Here is a 14762-nt window from a genome sequence, read left to right as displayed (position 1 = left end):
TCGTGTGCGAGGCACCGGCTACGCGCGCGGCAGCGTGATCGCGATCGTCGTGCCGGCGGCGGAGGTCTCGCGCAGCTCGACGCTGCCGCCGCCGCGGGCCGCGATCTCGCGCACCAGCGACAGCCCGATGCCGTAGCTGCGCCGTCGCGCCGGGTCGGACGGCGCCGCGTCGGCGTGCGCGAACCGGTCGAAGATGCGGCCCGGTGCGATGCCCTGCACGCCGGGGCCGTGGTCGGTGACCGTGATCGTGAACGTCGTCTTGGCCGGGGCCAGCCGCACGCCGATGGTGGCGTCGTCGGGCGAGTGCGCGAGCGCGTTGTCGATCAGCGCGACCACGCAGCGCCGGATGCTCGAGCCCGGCACGGCGGCGCGCACCCCGCCGGGTGCATCCAGCTCGAGGGCGATGCCGCGCTCCTCGCCCAGCACCCGCAGGGCCTGCACCGTGTCGGTCAGCACCGCCGCGACATCCGTCGCCTCGGCCTGATCCGGCTCCTCGGCCGCGGCCAGCAGCAGCAGGTCGTCGACGACCTCGATCAGGGCGCGCGAATCCGCCCGCACGGCGGCGGCCTCGGCGGCCAGCTCGTGCCCGGGGCCGAGCCGGCGCTGCAGGATCTGGATGTGCGCGTCGAGCACGGCCAGGGGCGTGCGCAGCTCGTGGCTCGCGTCGGCCACGAACGTGCGCTGCATCCGCAGCGCCGCGCCCAGCGGCGCCACCGCCCGGCGCGCAACCACCCAGCTGAGCACGCCGGCCACGATGATCGCGCCGATGCCGACCACCCCCAGGGCGATCAGCACCTCGTACGAGTCCACGTAGATCTTGGTCTGGCCGGGTTCGGGCCGCTCCAGCAGCTCCTTGGGCTGGGACTGGTTGATCACGAACACGACCGACACCAGCACGATCAGCGCCACGATCACCGCGGCGCCGATCGTGATCTGACGGCTCACGCTGCGCGCCGCCCGCAGGATCGTCTCGTCGTCGCCGCCGGGCCGCACCCGCCGCGCCCGACCCCCCGCCCGGCTCATCACAGCGCGCCCAGCCGATAGCCCTGGCCGTGCACCGTCAGGATCACGTCCTTGTCGGTCTTGCGCCGCAGGTAGTGCACATAGCTGTCGACCGTGCCCGGCTGCTCGTCGGCGGTGAACACGGTGCGCAGGATCTGCCGCCGGCTGAAGGTCTGCGTCGGGTGCTGCGCGAACAGCCGCAGCAGCGCGCTCTCGCGCGGGGTCAGCAGGATGCGCCCGATGTACGGCGAGACGATGCAGTCGTCGTCGGGGTAGAACGTCCACTCGCCGACCGGCAGCGCGGCGCCCTCGGCGGAGAACACCCGGGTCAGCGCACGCAGTCGGGCCAGCAGCTCGTCGAAGTCGAACGGCTTGACCAGATAGTCGTTGGCCCCGGCATCCAGTCCCTCCACCCGGTCGCCGACGGTGCCCAGGGCGGTCAGCATCAGGATGGGGGTCGTGACCCGGTGTGCGCGCAGCGCCGCGACGATGCTCCGCCCGTCGCGCGAGGGCAGCCGCCGGTCGATCACCATCACGTCGAACTCGCCGCTGCGGCCGGCATCCAGCCCCGCCGCACCGTCGGCCACCAGTGTCACCCGGTAGCTCTCGGCGAGCACGTCACGGGTGAGCGGGCCCAGCTGCGGGTCGTCTTCGATAAGCAGCAGGTCGAGCGCGCCGGATGCAGGCATGGTCTGCACAATCTAACGCGGTCACCGGCTGCGCGGCCGCAGCAACCCGATGTGCGGCAGCAGGTAGCGCAGCCAGATCGCCAGGAACGCCGCGGCCGACGAGCCCGCATAGAGCATCGAGGCGAGCACGTCGGTGGGGTAGTGCACGCCCAGATACACCCGCGAGAGCGCGACGATGACCACCAGCACGACGCCGGCGACGACGATCCACGCGATGCGCACGCGATTGCGGTACGCGATGAAGATCACCGCGATCACCAGCGCGACCACGAACGCGGTGTGCCCGCTGGGATAGCTGAACGAGTCCTGCGCGGCGGGCGGGAACTCCAGCATCGTCGGGTCGGGCCGCGGCCGCCGCACGATGAGTTTGACGACTTCGCTGCCGCCCCACGACACCGCCATCAGCAGCAGGAACGTCACGGTCTGCCCCGCGCTGCGGGTGGCCACCGCCACCAGCAGACCGGCGAGCACGCTGATGATCAGCGCCGCCGAGGGGGCGAAGATCGTCGCGATCATCACCGCCAGGCTCGTGCCGAAGGCGGTGTGGTGCGCGCCGAGCGCCTGCAGGGCCGCGAGGTCGAAGCCGTCCCACCCGTCCGCGTGGGTGAGGGCGATGCCCACGAGCACCGTGAAGATCACGCCGACGATGCCGGCGCCGGCGATCCGGGCGGGGCGGGCGAGCGGGCGCAGCGGCCCGGTGGCCTGCGCTCGGGCGCTCGCGCGGGAACTGGTCGCGGTCGGGGTCACTGCGGGTCCTCTCGGTGGGCGGGCCCTCAGTCTTTCCAGCCTTCTCCCAGATGTGTCCCAGAACCGGATGCCGCGGGTTCAGTGCCGGCGGTCAGTGCCGCCGGCTCAGCGCAGCGGCAGCGGCTTGCGCTGCACCGGCGCCAGCCAGGTCACCACGATCACGGCGGTGATCGACCCGGCCGCCATGATCGCCGCCAGCACGACGATCTGGAACCGGCCGGCCTCCAGCGGCGACACGCCGCCGAAGATCGCGCCGACGAACGCACCTGGCAGAGTGACCAGTCCGGTGGTCTTGGTCTGGTCGGTGGAGGGGATCAGCGCGTGGTAGACGGCGCCGCGGGTGATGTCCCAGGTGGACTGCCGGGGCGTCGCGCCCAGGGCGAGCCAGCCCTCCACCTCTTCCCACCGGTCGCCGGTGGCCTCGGTGAAGCGCCGCCCGGCGAGGGTCGCGATGCTCATCGCGTTGCCGATCACGATGCCGCCGATGGCCAGCGCGTAGCGCGCCGTGAACTCCAGTGCGCCGGTCGCGAAGATCACACTCAGCGCGACGATGATGTCGGCGGCCATCGCACTGACCATCATGCCGGCATGCGCATACGACCAGCCGATGCGGTGCGTCGCAGTGCCGGCGGCCACGCTGAACATGACCAGCAGCGCCAGCCCCACCCACGCCAGGTTCGAGATGACGCCGCTGAGCACGACGCTGATCAGCGCCAGCTGCACGGCGCCGCGCAGCACCGCCAGCGCGGGAGCCCAGTGGTGCGGCGCGCGATAGGTCCACAGCACCGCCGTGGTCAGCGCGATCAGGATGCCGACCCCGACCAGTGTCGGTGTGAGGTCGACCGACCAGATCATGGTCAGAGGCTATCGTGCCGCCGGCGCTGCGATCGGAGGGCGCTGCCGGCCACCAGCACGATGATGACGGCCGTCAGCACCAGCGCCACCCAGCCGGAGCCGAGGTCGAGGCCGCCGCGCGCCGCCGAGACGCCGAACCAGTCGGCGAACGACGCGCCCAGCGGCCGGGTCAGCACGTACGACGCCCAGAACGCCAGCACGGCATTCACGCCCAGATACCGGTAGCCGAGCCCCGGCAGCACGATCGCGATCGCGAACACGATGCCCGAGCCCAGGAACCCCCACCGCAACGTCGTGGCGGTCAGGTCGCCCAGCGCCGTGCCCAGTGCGAACGTCGCCAGCACCACGGCCCAGTAGAACAGCTCGCGCCGGCGGCAGGTGATGTCGTGGATCGACAGAGTGTGCTCGGTGCGCTGCCACAGCACGAACACGCCCGCCAGCACGACCGCGCAGATCAGCGCCGACATCCAGTACGGGATGCCGAAGCCCACGTGCGCGACGTCGGCGACCATCGTGCCGAAGACGCTGACGCCGACGATCGCCGCCCAGTAGCGGACGGTGCTGTAGCCGGGGATCGCCAGCTGCAGGCTCAACGTCACGGCGAACAGGACGAAGCCGAGCGCGACCCCGAGGAACGGACCGATCGTGTGCACCAGATAGTCGCTGGTGGCCTCGCCCATCGCGGTGGAGAGCACCTTGATCACCCAGAACACGACGGTGACCGGTGCGACCCGGCTCAGCAGCACGAGGGTGCGGTCGGCGGCGGTCGCGGCTGGGGCATCGGTCACGGGTGCAATCCTGCGGTCGGGGCCGCAAGATTCCTCCCAGACTCCGGTGCCGGCCGGGGCCGTCGCGGCGCCGCCGGCGAAGTTCTCGGAAGCATCTGGGGATGCCGATGGTTACCTGAAGTCGTCATGGATATCACTTCGCTGCTCTCATCCGTCGGCCTGCCCACCCTGCTCGTGCTCACCGTCGTGATCGTGTTCATCGAGAACGGGCTCCTGTTCCCCTTCCTGCCCGGCGACAGCCTCGTGTTCGCGGCGGCGCTGCTGGCCGCCGGGCTCGGCGTGGGCTGGCCGGTGATCGCGCTGGCGGCCGCCGTCGGCGCCGTGCTGGGCGCCGAGCTGGGCTTCACGATCGGCCGGCGCTACGGCCGCCGGCTGTTCACACCCGAGGCCCGCGTGTTCAAGACGGACCATCTCGACCGGGCCGACCGTTTCTTCGCGCGCTGGGGTGCCGCCGCGATCGTGCTCGGCCGGTTCGTGCCGGTCGTGCGCACCTACATCTCGCCGGCGATCGGCGCGTCCTCGTCGCCGCGCCGCACCTTCTCGGTGTGGAACGCGGTCGGCGCCGTCATCTGGGCCGGCGTGCTGGCCCTGGCCGGCGACCTGCTCGGGCAGATCCCGTTCATCGCCGCCAACATCGAGCTGATCGCCCTGGTGGTCGTCGTGGCCTCGGTGCTGCCGTTCGTGATCACCGCGGCCGTGCGCCGGCTGCGCCCCGGGCGCCGGGTCACGGCCGCCGGCGAACCAGCGGCGGCGGAGCCGAAGACATCCAGCACGACCAGGTGACGCGCCCGCCGGGCCGCATCGGTCCCGGTGCCTGCGGCAGGGGCGTGCGGGCTGATCCTCGTCACGGGCCGAACATGTCACCGCGGCCCGAGTGCCTGCTGTGCCCGGCACAGTAGACTGCGACGAATGACACAGGCGCACCGGTCGGACGACTACACGCCCGACCCCCGGCGCTGGCGGGTGCTCGGTGTTCTGGTGGTCGCCCTGTTCATGTCGCTGATGAGCATCAGCAGCATCAACGTGGCGCTGCCGACGATCCAGCACGACCTCGCCGCCACCCAGTCCGAGCTGCAGTGGGTGCTCTCCGGCTATGCCCTCACCTTCGGCGTCGGGCTGGTCATCGCCGGCCGCGCCGGCGACCTGTACGGCCGCGGGCCGCTGTTCATCGCGGGCGTGGCGGTGTTCACCGTGGCCGCCGTCTGGGCCGGCTTCGCGCACGAGCCGCTGTACCTGAACATCGCCCGGGCCCTGATGGGGCTGGGCTCGGGCCTGCTGAGCCCGCAGGCGGTCGGCATGATCCAGCAGTACTTCCGCGGCGCCGAACGCGGCCGCGCGTTCGGCATCTTCGGCGGCGTCGTGGGCGTGTCGGTGTCGATCGGTCCGCTGCTGGGCGGGTTCCTGATCCAGGCCGGCGGCCCCGACCTCGGCTGGCGGTGGGTCTTCTTCGTGAACCTGCCGATCGGCATCCTCGCCATCGCCGCGGCGGCCATCTGGATCCCCAAGCCGCTGCTGAACCGCAATCGGCCGTTCGACCCGCAGACGCAGTCGGCGACGCGTGACCTCGACCCGATCGGGGCGATCCTGCTGGGCCTGGCGGTGCTGGCCGTGATGCTGCCGTTCATGGAGTCCACCGCGAGCCCGCTGGTCTGGTTGGCGCTGCCGATCGGCGTCGTGATCCTGCTGATCTGGATCTGGTGGGAGAACCGCTACAAGGACTCCGGCCGCGAGCCGATGGTCGACCTGCACATCTTCCAGGTGACCAGCTTCGCCAACGGCACGCTGCTGGCGAGCCTGTACTTCCTCGGCGTGAGCAGCGTCTGGGTCATCGTCGCGCTGTACATGCAGGAGGGCCTGGGCGCGACCGCCCTGCAGTCGGGCCTGGTGGGTCTGCCGAGCTCGATCGTGTCGGTGTTCGCGGCGCTGTGGGGCGGGCGCAGCGTCGCCAAGCACGGCCGCAAGGTCGTCGTCGGCGGGCTGTACAGCGCCGTGGTCGGCCTCGTGCTGAGCATCGCGGTGGTGTGGCTGCACGCCGAGGGGCTGGCCAGCGAGTGGTGGCTGCTGTTCACGCTGTCGTTCATCGGCTTCGCGCAGGGCGCGGTGATCAGCCCCAACCAGGCGCTGACCCTCGCCGAGGTGCCGCTGCAGTACGCCGGCAGCTCGGGCGGCGTCATGCAGACCGGGCAGCGCATCGGCACGTCGGTGGGCATCTCGGTCATCCCCGCCCTCGCCTTCGGCGCGCTCGCGCTCGCCGACTGGTCGGTCGCGTTCATCCTCAGCTTCGTCGCCATCATCGTCGTCGTGCTGGTCGCCCTCGCCGTCGCGTACCGTGACCTGCGGCAGCGGCACGGCAACGCCTACCTCTGAGCCAGCGCCGCGGTGATCTCGCGGTACGCGCGGTCGTCGAAGCCGACCAGCCGCGCCTGCGTCACCTGCGTCGGCGTCACCCGCAGCGTGTCGACGGCGGCGGCGATGGCGTCGGCGCGCGGCCAGGCGTAGACGCCGGCGCTGAGCAGCGGAAAGGCGATGGATGCCGCGCCCAGCTCGTCGGCCACCTGCAGGCACCGCCGGTAGCACGAGACCAGCAGCGACCGGTCGCGCTGCCCGGCGCCGTAGTTCGGCCCGACGGTGTGGATGACCCACTTCGCGGCCATCGCGCCCGCTGTCGTCCAGCCGGCGTCGCCGGTGGCCAGGCCATTCGGGAAGCGGGCGATGCAGTCGCGCAGCACGGCGGGGCCGCCCGCGCGATGGATCGCGCCGTCCACGCCGCCGCCCCCGCGCATCGCGTTGTTGGCGGCGTTCACGATCGCGTCCACGTCCTGCGTCGTGATGTCGCCGGCGACCGCGCTCAGTTCCATGCGCATGACTATACGACCGCGATCGGGCCTGCACGCCGAGACAGCTGGCTAAAATGGCGGGTATGGCAACGGGCAGCGGCGCCAGCCGACGTGAAGACGTGCTGCGTCTTCTCGACGAATCGGAGCACCCGCAGACCGTCGCCTCGATGTCCGAGCAGCTGTGCATGCCCCCGAACACGGTGCGGTTCCATCTCGACCGGCTGCTCGGCGAGGGCCTGGTCGAACGGACGATGGCCGCGCGCGGCACGCCGGGCCGGCCGGCCCAGCTGTTCCGCCGGGTGCGCAAGATGGACGGCGCGGCGTCGCGGCGCTACCGCATCCTCGCCGAGGTGCTCGTCGAAGAGCTCGCCGTCGCCCCCGAGCCGGCGAAGGCGGCCCTCGAGGCGGGGCGCCGCTGGGGCCGTCGGGAGGCCGAGGCGGTGCAGACCGACAAGCCCGCCGAGGCGCTGGTCGATCTGCTGGACCGGGTCGGTTTCAAGCCGCGGCGCGGCGACGACCCTGACCGGGTGGGGGTCTTCCACTGCCCGTTCCTCGAGCTGGCGCAGCGCGCCCCGAAGATAGTCTGCTCGATCCACCTGGGCATGATGCAGGGCGCGCTGACGCAGTGGGGCGCCGACACCGCGGTGACCGACCTGGAGCGCCGTGAGCAGCCTGACGAGTGCGTCGTGCACCTGGGCCCGGTCGCCGACGGCGCCCGCGAGCTGGACTAGGCCGCCGCCTTCTCGCAGACCCAGCCGTCTGGGAACGTGCCGTCGGCGAGGAACTGCGCCAGCTGCTCGCGCTGCTCGTCCGACAGGTCGGAGTCGGCGCGGGGGTAGACGACCGGCTCTTCCTTCGTGTTGTGGTTGCTCAGCAGTGCGAGCATGCCCTGGCACCGCTCGCGCAGCGCCGTGACGTCCTCGCCGGCGGCCAGGGCCGCGTCGAGCTCGTCCATCGTGCGCCACAGCTGGCCGTGCTCCTTGAGCATGACCATGATCGCCATCATCATGCCGCCCGCGCGCAGCGGCGGGAACAGGAAGCGCTCCTCCAGGTAGATGTGCCGGCGCAGTGCGTGCATCGCCGCCTGCAGGGGTGCCGGGTCGGCCGCGCCGTCCAGGCTCGCGATGTAGGCCTCGACGCCGGTGTCGATCTCGTGGTGCTCGCGGGTGAGCGCGTCCGCGAGCGCGGTTGCCTCGGTCATCAGGCCAGCTGCGCGTCGACCGTGATCTCGGCGCCCGCGAACAGACGCGAGACCGGGCACAGCTTCGCGGCCTCGTCGGCGATGCTCGCGAAGGTCGCAGCATCCACCCCCGGCACCGTCGCGCGCACGGTGAGCTTCGAGGTCGTGATGGTCGGCACGCCGTCGACCGGGTCGAGGGTCACCTCGGCGGTGACCTGCAGCTGCTGCGGGGGAGTCTTGTGCTCGCCGAGCGTCAGGGCCAGCGCCATCGAGAAGCACGACGAGTGCGCGGCGGCCAGCAGCTCTTCGGGGCTGGACTTGCCGGCGGGTGCCTCGGTACGCGAACCCCAGGTGACGACCTGCCCGTCGAGGGCGCCGCTGCTGGTGTCGCTGAAGGTTCCGGTGCCCGAGGCGAGGGCCCCGTCCCACGTGGTCTTTGCAGTGCGTACCGCGATGCTCATATCCATCCCTTCGCCAAGGCTGACGTATTTTCCACAGCTTATGCTGTGGAAAACACTCTACCGGAGCGCAGGCCGCGCGTCAGGTCGCGGAGTAGGCTTCCGGGGTCGGCGATGACGCAGATCACGGCGGCGGCAACGCGCCGCGGAAGGTGGCCGCGCCCGCGTCGCCGCATCGCTGCAAGGGAGCGCAGATGACCGGTCCAGGACGCCCCGCCACCGCAGGCACAGCCGCGGTACGGCAGGCACGTGACTTTCTGTTCGAACACGGCACGGACTATGACGGCGCGGTATCGGAGTTCGCCTGGCCGCAGCTGGCCGAGTTCAACTTCGCGCTGGAGTGGTTCGACGTCGTCGCCGCCGAGCACCCCGACCGTGCCGCCGTGACGATCGTCGAGGCCGACCTGTCGGCCACGGCGCACAGCTACGGCGAGCTGTCGGCGCGCAGCGACCAGGTCGCCAACTGGCTGCGCGCGCTGGGCCTGCGCCGCGGCTCGCATGTGATCGTGATGCTGAACAACGCGATCGAGCTGTGGCAGGTGATGCTCGCCATCGCCAAGATCGGCGCGGTGTCGATCCCGACCTCGACGCTGCTGTCGGCCGACGACGTCGCCTATCGGGCGCACAAGGGCGAGGTCGACGCCGTCGTCACCCTGACAGCGCTCGCCGACCGGCTCAGCCAGGTGCCGGCATCCGTCGCCCGGATCGGGATCGGCCCCGATCTGCCCGACGGCTGGATCGGCTGGGACGGGTCGGATGACGCGGAGCGCGTGTTCACCCCCGAGGGGCCGACCCCGGCCGGCGACACGGCGCTGCTGTATTTCACCTCGGGCACCACGAGCCGGCCCAAGCTCGTCGCGCACACGCAGGTGTCGTACCCGGTGGGGCACCTGTCGACGATGTGGTGGCTGGGCGTGCGCCCCGGCGACGTGCACCTGAACATCTCGTCGCCGGGCTGGGCCAAGCACGCCTGGAGCAGCTTCTATTCGCCGTTCCTGGCGCAGGCGACGGTCTTCGTGTTCAACTACGACCGGTTCGACGCCGCCGTGCTGATGCAGGTGATGGAGGAACACCGCGTCTCGACGCTGTGCGCCCCGCCGACGGTGTGGCGCATGCTGATCCAGTCCGACCTGACCCGGCTGCCGCATCCGCCCCGCGAGCTGCTGGGCGCCGGCGAGCCGCTGAACCCCGAGGTGATCCACCGGGTGCGCCAGGCGTGGGGCGCGACCATCCGCGACGGCTACGGGCAGACCGAGATGACCTGCTGCGTGGGCAATTCGCCGGGCCAGCCCGTCAAGGACGGCTCGATGGGCCGGCCCACCCCCGGCTACCCGGTCGTGCTGGTCGACCCGATCACGGGGGAGCAGGTCGAGAACGAGGGCGAAGTGTGCCTGGACCTGTCCCAGCCGGTGCTCGGCCTGATGGCCCGGTATTACGAGGATGCCGCCGCCACCGCCGCCTCGCGCGCCGGCGGCTATCACCACACCGGCGACATCGCCGCGCGCGATGCCGACGGGTACCTGACCTATGTGGGTCGCGCCGACGACGTGTTCAAAGCGTCCGACTACAAGATCTCGCCGTTCGAGCTCGAGTCGGTGCTGCTCGAGCACGACGTCGTCGTCGAGGCGGCGATAGTGCCGAGCCCCGATCCGGTGCGGCTGGCGGTGCCGAAGGCGTACATCCGCCTGACCGCGGCGGCGGCGGCCGACCCGGCGGTGGCGGCGCGGGCGATCTTCGTGCACGTGCGCGAGCGGCTGTCGGCGTACCAGCGCATCCGCATCATCGAGTTCGTCGACGACCTGCCCAAGACGATCTCGGGCAAGATCCGCCGCGTCGACCTGCGGGGGCGTGAGGCCGAGCGCGTGGCGGCGCAGGATGGCGCCGGACAGCATCTGGAGAGCGACTACCGGTAGCGCGGTCGGCGGCTGCGCCCACACGTGGCAGGCTTGCAGACATCCCCGTCTGAAGGAGTCAGCATGCGCACGCACGCCCTGGGCCGCACCGGCCGCGAAGTCTCGACGATCGGCCTGGGCACGTGGCAGCTCGGCGCCGACTGGGGCGCCGTGAGCGAGGATGACGCGCTGGCGGTGCTGGCGGCATCGGCCGAGCACGGCGTCACGCTCTTCGACACCGCCGACGTCTACGGCGATGGCCGGTCGGAGTCGCTGATCGGTCGTTTTCTGGCCGGCCGGCCGGATGCCGGCATCACCGTCGCGACCAAGATGGGGCGCCGGCTGCCGCAGACTGCCGAGAACTACTCGGCCGAGAACTTCCGCGCGTGGACCGATCGCAGCCGCCGCAACCTGGGTGTCGACCGGCTCGATCTGGTGCAGCTGCACTGCCCGCCGACCGACGTGATCGCCGCCGACGCCACCTATGCCGCCCTGGACGGGCTGGTCGCGGATGGTGCGATCGCCGCCTATGGCGTGTCGGTGGAGACGTGCGCGCAGGCGCTGGCCGTGATCGCCCGGCCGGGGGTGACGAACGTGCAGATCATCGTGAACCCGTTCCGGCTCAAGCCGCTGGACGAGGTGCTGCCGGCGGCGGCCGCGGCCGGTGTGTCGATCTTCGCGCGGGTGCCGCTGGCGTCGGGGTTGCTCAGCGGAAAGTACACCGCGACCACGGCGTTCGCGCCCGACGATCACCGCAGCTTCAACCGGCACGGTGAGGCGTTCGATCGCGGCGAGACGTTCTCGGGCGTGGACTACGACACCGGCCTGGCCGCGGCCCAGGAACTGGCGGCCACGCTGCCGGAGGGCGTCAGCCTGCCGGCGGCGACGCTGGCGTGGATCGCGTCGCGGCCCGGTCTCACCGCGGTCATCCCCGGGGCGCGCAGCGCCGCGCAGGCGGCCGCGAACGCCGATGCGGCGAACCTGCTCGAGCCGGCGTCGGCGCTGGATCTGGATGAGTTCGATGCCGCCGTGCACGAGGTCTATGACCGGCGATTGCGGGCGCAGATCCATCATCAGTGGTGACGCGGCGCAGCCGGTGTGCGGCGCGCGGTGAGTGATCGGCGCGGTGGGCGTACTCATGCGGCGTCGTAGCAGAAGCGGGCTCTGCCGCCCAGGCGCGGAGTTCTCCCCGGGTCGACGGTCGGCGGTGGGACGAACCAGACCTTCGCTTTGGTGCCGTGGCCTTCGATGCGGACATCCCACCCGTTGTCGTGAATGCGGTGATGGCAGGATTCGCAGAGCAGGACGCCTTCGTCGAGGTTGGTTTTTCCATGGTCTCTGAGCCACCAATTCAGGTGGTGGGCTTTGGTGAATCCGGGTGGCAGGTTGCACATGGCGCAGCCGCCGTCGCGTTCGACCAGCGCGAGCTTCTGAGCCTTGGTGAAGAGGCGCTTCTCGCGGCCCCAGTCGAGGATGTCGCTCGTGCTGTCGAGCACGCAGGGGATGATTCCGGCGGTGGTGGCATAGCGGCGAGCGGCGCCCGCCGAGATCGGCTGGGCGATGCCGTCGATCTCGGCGAGCCCCGTGCCGTCCTGCAGGGTGTCGAGGTTCATGCGGACGACGACGGTCGCGCCCTCCAGCGGCAGATCGCTGTGCTCGCAGCCCAGGGCGTGCTCGGCCAGCTGGACCAGCGCGTCGGCCTGCCGCTGCGGCATGGTCGGGCGGATCTGGTCGTCATCGCCGGCGGTGACGTCGCTCTTTGCATCTCGCATGGCGGCGGTCACGAGCCCCTCGATCGCACACTTCAGCGCGGCCCACGGGTCACGGGGATCTTGCCGGCCAGGTGCAGCATGCCGTCGCGCTCGAACATGGTCAGGGCGCGTTCGCCATAGCTGTCGCGTTCGGCGGGTTCTGCGCCATCGGGGTCGAGCCAGGCCTCGGCCTGCGCGATGACCTTGCGCAGCTGGTCGAGTGTGAGCCCGGGTGCGTTGCCGCTCAGCAGCCCTTCGGCCTCGTCGCGCAGACCCGGATCGCAGCGCACGGCCACCCGGTCGAGCATGGTGACGATCAGCCCGGCGGCGACCACGCCCAGGTCGCCTGAGTCGATCGCCGCGGCGACGTACGGATGCTTCGCCGGCAGGGCTTCGCCGATCAGTGAGGTGCGCGGGGCGATTGCTTTGCCGACCGCGACCAGCCGATGCGCGTCGCCGACGCTGATGCCGCCGGTGGCGGCGAGCAGGCACGCCGCGTTGCGATAGCCGTGCTGCTTCGCGAGGGAGTCGGCACCCAGCTCGGGGCGCGACTGGCGGTCGATCTCGGCGGCCACGTGGGCGCGCTCGGCGTCGACGCGGCGGCCGACTGCCGATAGTGCATCGGCCACGGCGACCAGACGGGTGCGGTCCAGCTGCTCGGCCGGCACCGCGATCGCGCCGTTCACGTCGGCTGAGTCGACGCCGATCGGGTCGCCTGCAATCGGGTCGACGGCACCACTTCTGGCAACCCAGGCGAGCCGCAGCGCGGCTACTGCCTGCTCCAGGTCGACCAGTTCATCGTTCATGTCTCTATGGTACGCGTATTCGAGAAAAGATCGAGGAAATACCTGGTGAACACGTGGATCTGTGGATAACCGGTTTCCGAAGGGTGTTCGGGAGGAGCCGAGGAAAATAGTACATAACGACGTATCATGTTTCATGATTGCGACGTCTGACGGAATGTGGTCTGAGGATGCCGCTTCGCGCGCCTGGAGCGACAGGATGGGCACGCCATCCAGAAATTGCCAGTGCGGAACAATATCCGGAAAACGTAGTAGCCTGGCTCTATCCGGAAAAGGTAATGGGGTTCATCATGGGCACTCAGGTCTCGGGTCTTCGCTCCCCAGGCGATATCGGCCTGTCCATTCAACAGGCGCGCCGCGCGCGGGGGCTCTCCCAGGCCGCACTGGCCGATGAGCTGGGGATCTCGCAGCGCTCCGTGAGCGAGATCGAATCCGGCAAGCCGACGATCTACATGCGCAAGGTGTTCGACCTACTTCGTGCGACCGGCGTCGAACTCACTGCGACCTGGGACGATGGGCGGTCCGAATGAAGCTCGCCGTCGAACTCTACGGCGTCGTCATCGGACACCTGGACGGCGCCGACGCCCGCACCTTTGACTTCGTCGCCACCGGCGAAGCTGCGGCGGAGTTCGGCGTCAACAGTCGCGTGTTGTCGGTTCTGATGCCGCTGGCCCAGGTGGCGCCGCGGCAGCATGCGGGGCGTCGACGGAACTGGTTCGCAGAGTTGCTTCCCGAGGGCGATCAGCTGGATTACATGTTGGCTCTCAGCGGCATCCGCCGAGGTGACGTGCCCTCGTTCCTCGCCCGGTACGGGCGTGATGTGGCGGGTGCTGTGCAGATCTGGGATGTCGATGATCCTACGGAACCGCGCACGCCGGATCTGCTTCCGGTGGATGCGACGGATGTCCGTGAACTGCTGCAGGACCCGCTCGGGTCGCCGCTCGCGAATGCACCGCTGAACGGCAAGTCCTCGCTGGGGGGCGTTCAGCCCAAGGTCGTGCTCGCATGGGAGAACGACAGGTGGAATCAAGCCGTGGGCGGTTTTCCGTCAACGCACATTCTGAAGCCCCAGCTCGACACCAATCCGACCGTCATCTATGACGAGGAGTATGGAGGCCGGCTTGCCCGCGGCCTGGGCCTTGCCGAATTCGACACGCGCGTCGACGTGTTCGACGGGCTTCCTGCTCTGGTGGTCGAACGATTCGATCGTGCTGAGGGCGCGCGCATTCATCAGGAAGACTTCAACCAGGCACTGGGAGCCTCGGGAAACCAGAAGTACCAGGAGATCGGCGGCGTCGTCAGCCTGCGTCGCGTTGCGGACTCGCTGTACCGCTTCGCGTCAAGTTCCGACCTCGCGAGGCTGGCACAGATCACAACGCTGGCGGTGGCTGTCGGCAACCTGGACTTGCACACGAAGAACCTCGGGCTGCTGCATGATTCGGCCGGCAACGTGAGCCTCGCACCCGCCTACGACATGGTGCCGATGGCACACCACCGTGACGCCGATGGAAAGCTGGCGCTGGCCGTCAATAAGAAGTATCGCCACTCGGAAATCACTCGACGTGACCTTGTCGCAGAGATGCAGACGTGGGGTCTCCGGCGGCCAGACCAACTCGTGGCGGCCACGCTCGAGCGATTGAACGAGCTCATCGCCCACGAACGCCCGCTTGAGGGAGCGCACCCGATGCTGCGAAAGGATGTCCTGCGCTTCACGCGCAACCTCGTCGACGGGCGCGCGGCCGGCGCGGAGTGATCCACCG

17 protein-coding genes are annotated in these 14762 nt (G+C 70.3%); 7 read left to right on the top strand and 10 right to left on the bottom strand.

Going from position 1 to position 14762, the window contains the following annotated elements; all coding sequences use genetic code 11:
- Positions 1 to 18: 18 nt before the first annotated feature.
- The 5 genes from ABD705_RS14730 to ABD705_RS14710 all read right to left on the bottom strand — a co-directional run bounded on the left by ABD705_RS14730 (position 19) and on the right by ABD705_RS14710 (position 4081).
- Positions 19 to 1023: a sensor histidine kinase gene (locus ABD705_RS14730; RefSeq protein ID WP_344784924.1), complete on the bottom strand. Its 1005-nt coding sequence runs from the start codon at positions 1021 to 1023 to the stop codon at positions 19 to 21.
- Positions 1023 to 1691 carry a response regulator transcription factor gene (locus ABD705_RS14725; RefSeq protein WP_344784922.1) on the bottom strand — a complete coding sequence of 223 codons (669 nt, stop codon included), beginning with the start codon at positions 1689 to 1691 and terminating at the stop codon, positions 1023 to 1025. The genes ABD705_RS14730 and ABD705_RS14725 overlap by 1 nt, the downstream gene beginning before the upstream one ends.
- Positions 1692 to 1712: 21 nt before the next feature.
- On the bottom strand, positions 1713 to 2438 hold the full coding sequence (locus ABD705_RS14720) for a phosphatase PAP2 family protein (protein WP_344784920.1): 726 nt from the start codon (positions 2436 to 2438) through the stop codon (positions 1713 to 1715).
- Between the two features lie 105 nt (positions 2439 to 2543).
- Entirely contained in the window at positions 2544 to 3293 is a 750-nt protein-coding gene (locus ABD705_RS14715) for an ABC transporter permease (RefSeq protein ID WP_344784918.1), read from the bottom strand.
- Positions 3294 to 3295: 2 nt separating this feature from the next.
- Complete coding sequence (locus tag ABD705_RS14710) at positions 3296 to 4081, bottom strand: COG4705 family protein (protein WP_344784916.1); 786 nt, start codon at positions 4079 to 4081, stop codon at positions 3296 to 3298.
- A 126-nt stretch (positions 4082 to 4207) separates the two neighbouring features.
- Between ABD705_RS14710 and ABD705_RS14705 the strand changes: the two genes are divergently transcribed.
- The gene (locus tag ABD705_RS14705) at positions 4208 to 4864 is read left to right on the top strand and encodes a DedA family protein (RefSeq protein WP_344784915.1); all 657 of its coding nucleotides are present in this window, start codon (positions 4208 to 4210) and stop codon (positions 4862 to 4864) included.
- 126 nt (positions 4865 to 4990) lie between these two features.
- On the top strand, positions 4991 to 6448 hold the full coding sequence (locus tag ABD705_RS14700; RefSeq protein WP_344784913.1) for an MFS transporter: 1458 nt from the start codon (positions 4991 to 4993) through the stop codon (positions 6446 to 6448).
- Here ABD705_RS14700 and ABD705_RS14695 read toward each other — a convergent pair.
- Complete coding sequence (locus tag ABD705_RS14695) at positions 6439 to 6939, bottom strand: O-acetyl-ADP-ribose deacetylase (protein WP_344784911.1); 501 nt, start codon at positions 6937 to 6939, stop codon at positions 6439 to 6441. The two genes, ABD705_RS14700 and ABD705_RS14695, sit on opposite strands and share 10 nt — an antisense overlap.
- Before the next feature lie 62 nt (positions 6940 to 7001).
- Here ABD705_RS14695 and ABD705_RS14690 point away from each other — a divergent pair, with 62 nt between their 5' ends.
- On the top strand, positions 7002 to 7649 hold the full coding sequence (locus ABD705_RS14690) for a helix-turn-helix transcriptional regulator (RefSeq protein ID WP_344784909.1): 648 nt from the start codon (positions 7002 to 7004) through the stop codon (positions 7647 to 7649).
- Here ABD705_RS14690 and ABD705_RS14685 read toward each other — a convergent pair.
- The gene (locus tag ABD705_RS14685; RefSeq protein WP_344784907.1) at positions 7646 to 8119 is read right to left on the bottom strand and encodes a hemerythrin domain-containing protein; all 474 of its coding nucleotides are present in this window, start codon (positions 8117 to 8119) and stop codon (positions 7646 to 7648) included. The two genes, ABD705_RS14690 and ABD705_RS14685, sit on opposite strands and share 4 nt — an antisense overlap.
- On the bottom strand, positions 8119 to 8559 hold the full coding sequence (locus tag ABD705_RS14680) for an OsmC family peroxiredoxin (protein WP_344784905.1): 441 nt from the start codon (positions 8557 to 8559) through the stop codon (positions 8119 to 8121). The genes ABD705_RS14685 and ABD705_RS14680 overlap by 1 nt, the downstream gene beginning before the upstream one ends.
- A gap of 191 nt (positions 8560 to 8750) precedes the next feature.
- Between ABD705_RS14680 and ABD705_RS14675 the strand changes: the two genes are divergently transcribed.
- Both ABD705_RS14675 and ABD705_RS14670 read left to right on the top strand, forming a co-directional pair.
- Positions 8751 to 10469 (top strand): AMP-binding protein, encoded by a 1719-nt coding sequence (locus ABD705_RS14675; protein ID WP_344784903.1) that lies wholly within the window; start codon positions 8751 to 8753, stop codon positions 10467 to 10469.
- A 63-nt stretch (positions 10470 to 10532) separates the two neighbouring features.
- Positions 10533 to 11531 (top strand): aldo/keto reductase, encoded by a 999-nt coding sequence (locus tag ABD705_RS14670; protein ID WP_344784901.1) that lies wholly within the window; start codon positions 10533 to 10535, stop codon positions 11529 to 11531.
- Between the two features lie 53 nt (positions 11532 to 11584).
- On the opposite strand, the gene ABD705_RS14665 is transcribed toward ABD705_RS14670, so the two are convergent.
- Together ABD705_RS14665 and ABD705_RS14660 are read right to left on the bottom strand one after the other, a co-directional pair.
- The gene (locus ABD705_RS14665; RefSeq protein WP_344784899.1) at positions 11585 to 12232 is read right to left on the bottom strand and encodes an HNH endonuclease; all 648 of its coding nucleotides are present in this window, start codon (positions 12230 to 12232) and stop codon (positions 11585 to 11587) included.
- A gap of 20 nt (positions 12233 to 12252) precedes the next feature.
- Complete coding sequence (locus ABD705_RS14660) at positions 12253 to 13005, bottom strand: DUF222 domain-containing protein (protein ID WP_344784897.1); 753 nt, start codon at positions 13003 to 13005, stop codon at positions 12253 to 12255.
- Between the two features lie 167 nt (positions 13006 to 13172).
- On the opposite strand from ABD705_RS14660, the gene ABD705_RS14655 reads away from it, so the two are divergent.
- Positions 13173 to 13532, top strand: a complete 360-nt coding sequence (locus ABD705_RS14655; protein ID WP_344784895.1) for a helix-turn-helix domain-containing protein — start codon at positions 13173 to 13175, stop codon at positions 13530 to 13532.
- Positions 13529 to 14755 (top strand): type II toxin-antitoxin system HipA family toxin, encoded by a 1227-nt coding sequence (locus tag ABD705_RS14650; RefSeq protein WP_344784893.1) that lies wholly within the window; start codon positions 13529 to 13531, stop codon positions 14753 to 14755. Before ABD705_RS14655 ends, ABD705_RS14650 begins: the two co-directional genes overlap by 4 nt.
- The last annotated feature ends 7 nt before the right edge of the window (positions 14756 to 14762 follow it).

Source organism: Microbacterium kribbense (assembly GCF_039537285.1).
Lineage (GTDB): Bacteria > Actinomycetota > Actinomycetes > Actinomycetales > Microbacteriaceae > Microbacterium > Microbacterium kribbense.
This window is presented reverse-complemented; position numbering and strand designations above follow the sequence as displayed.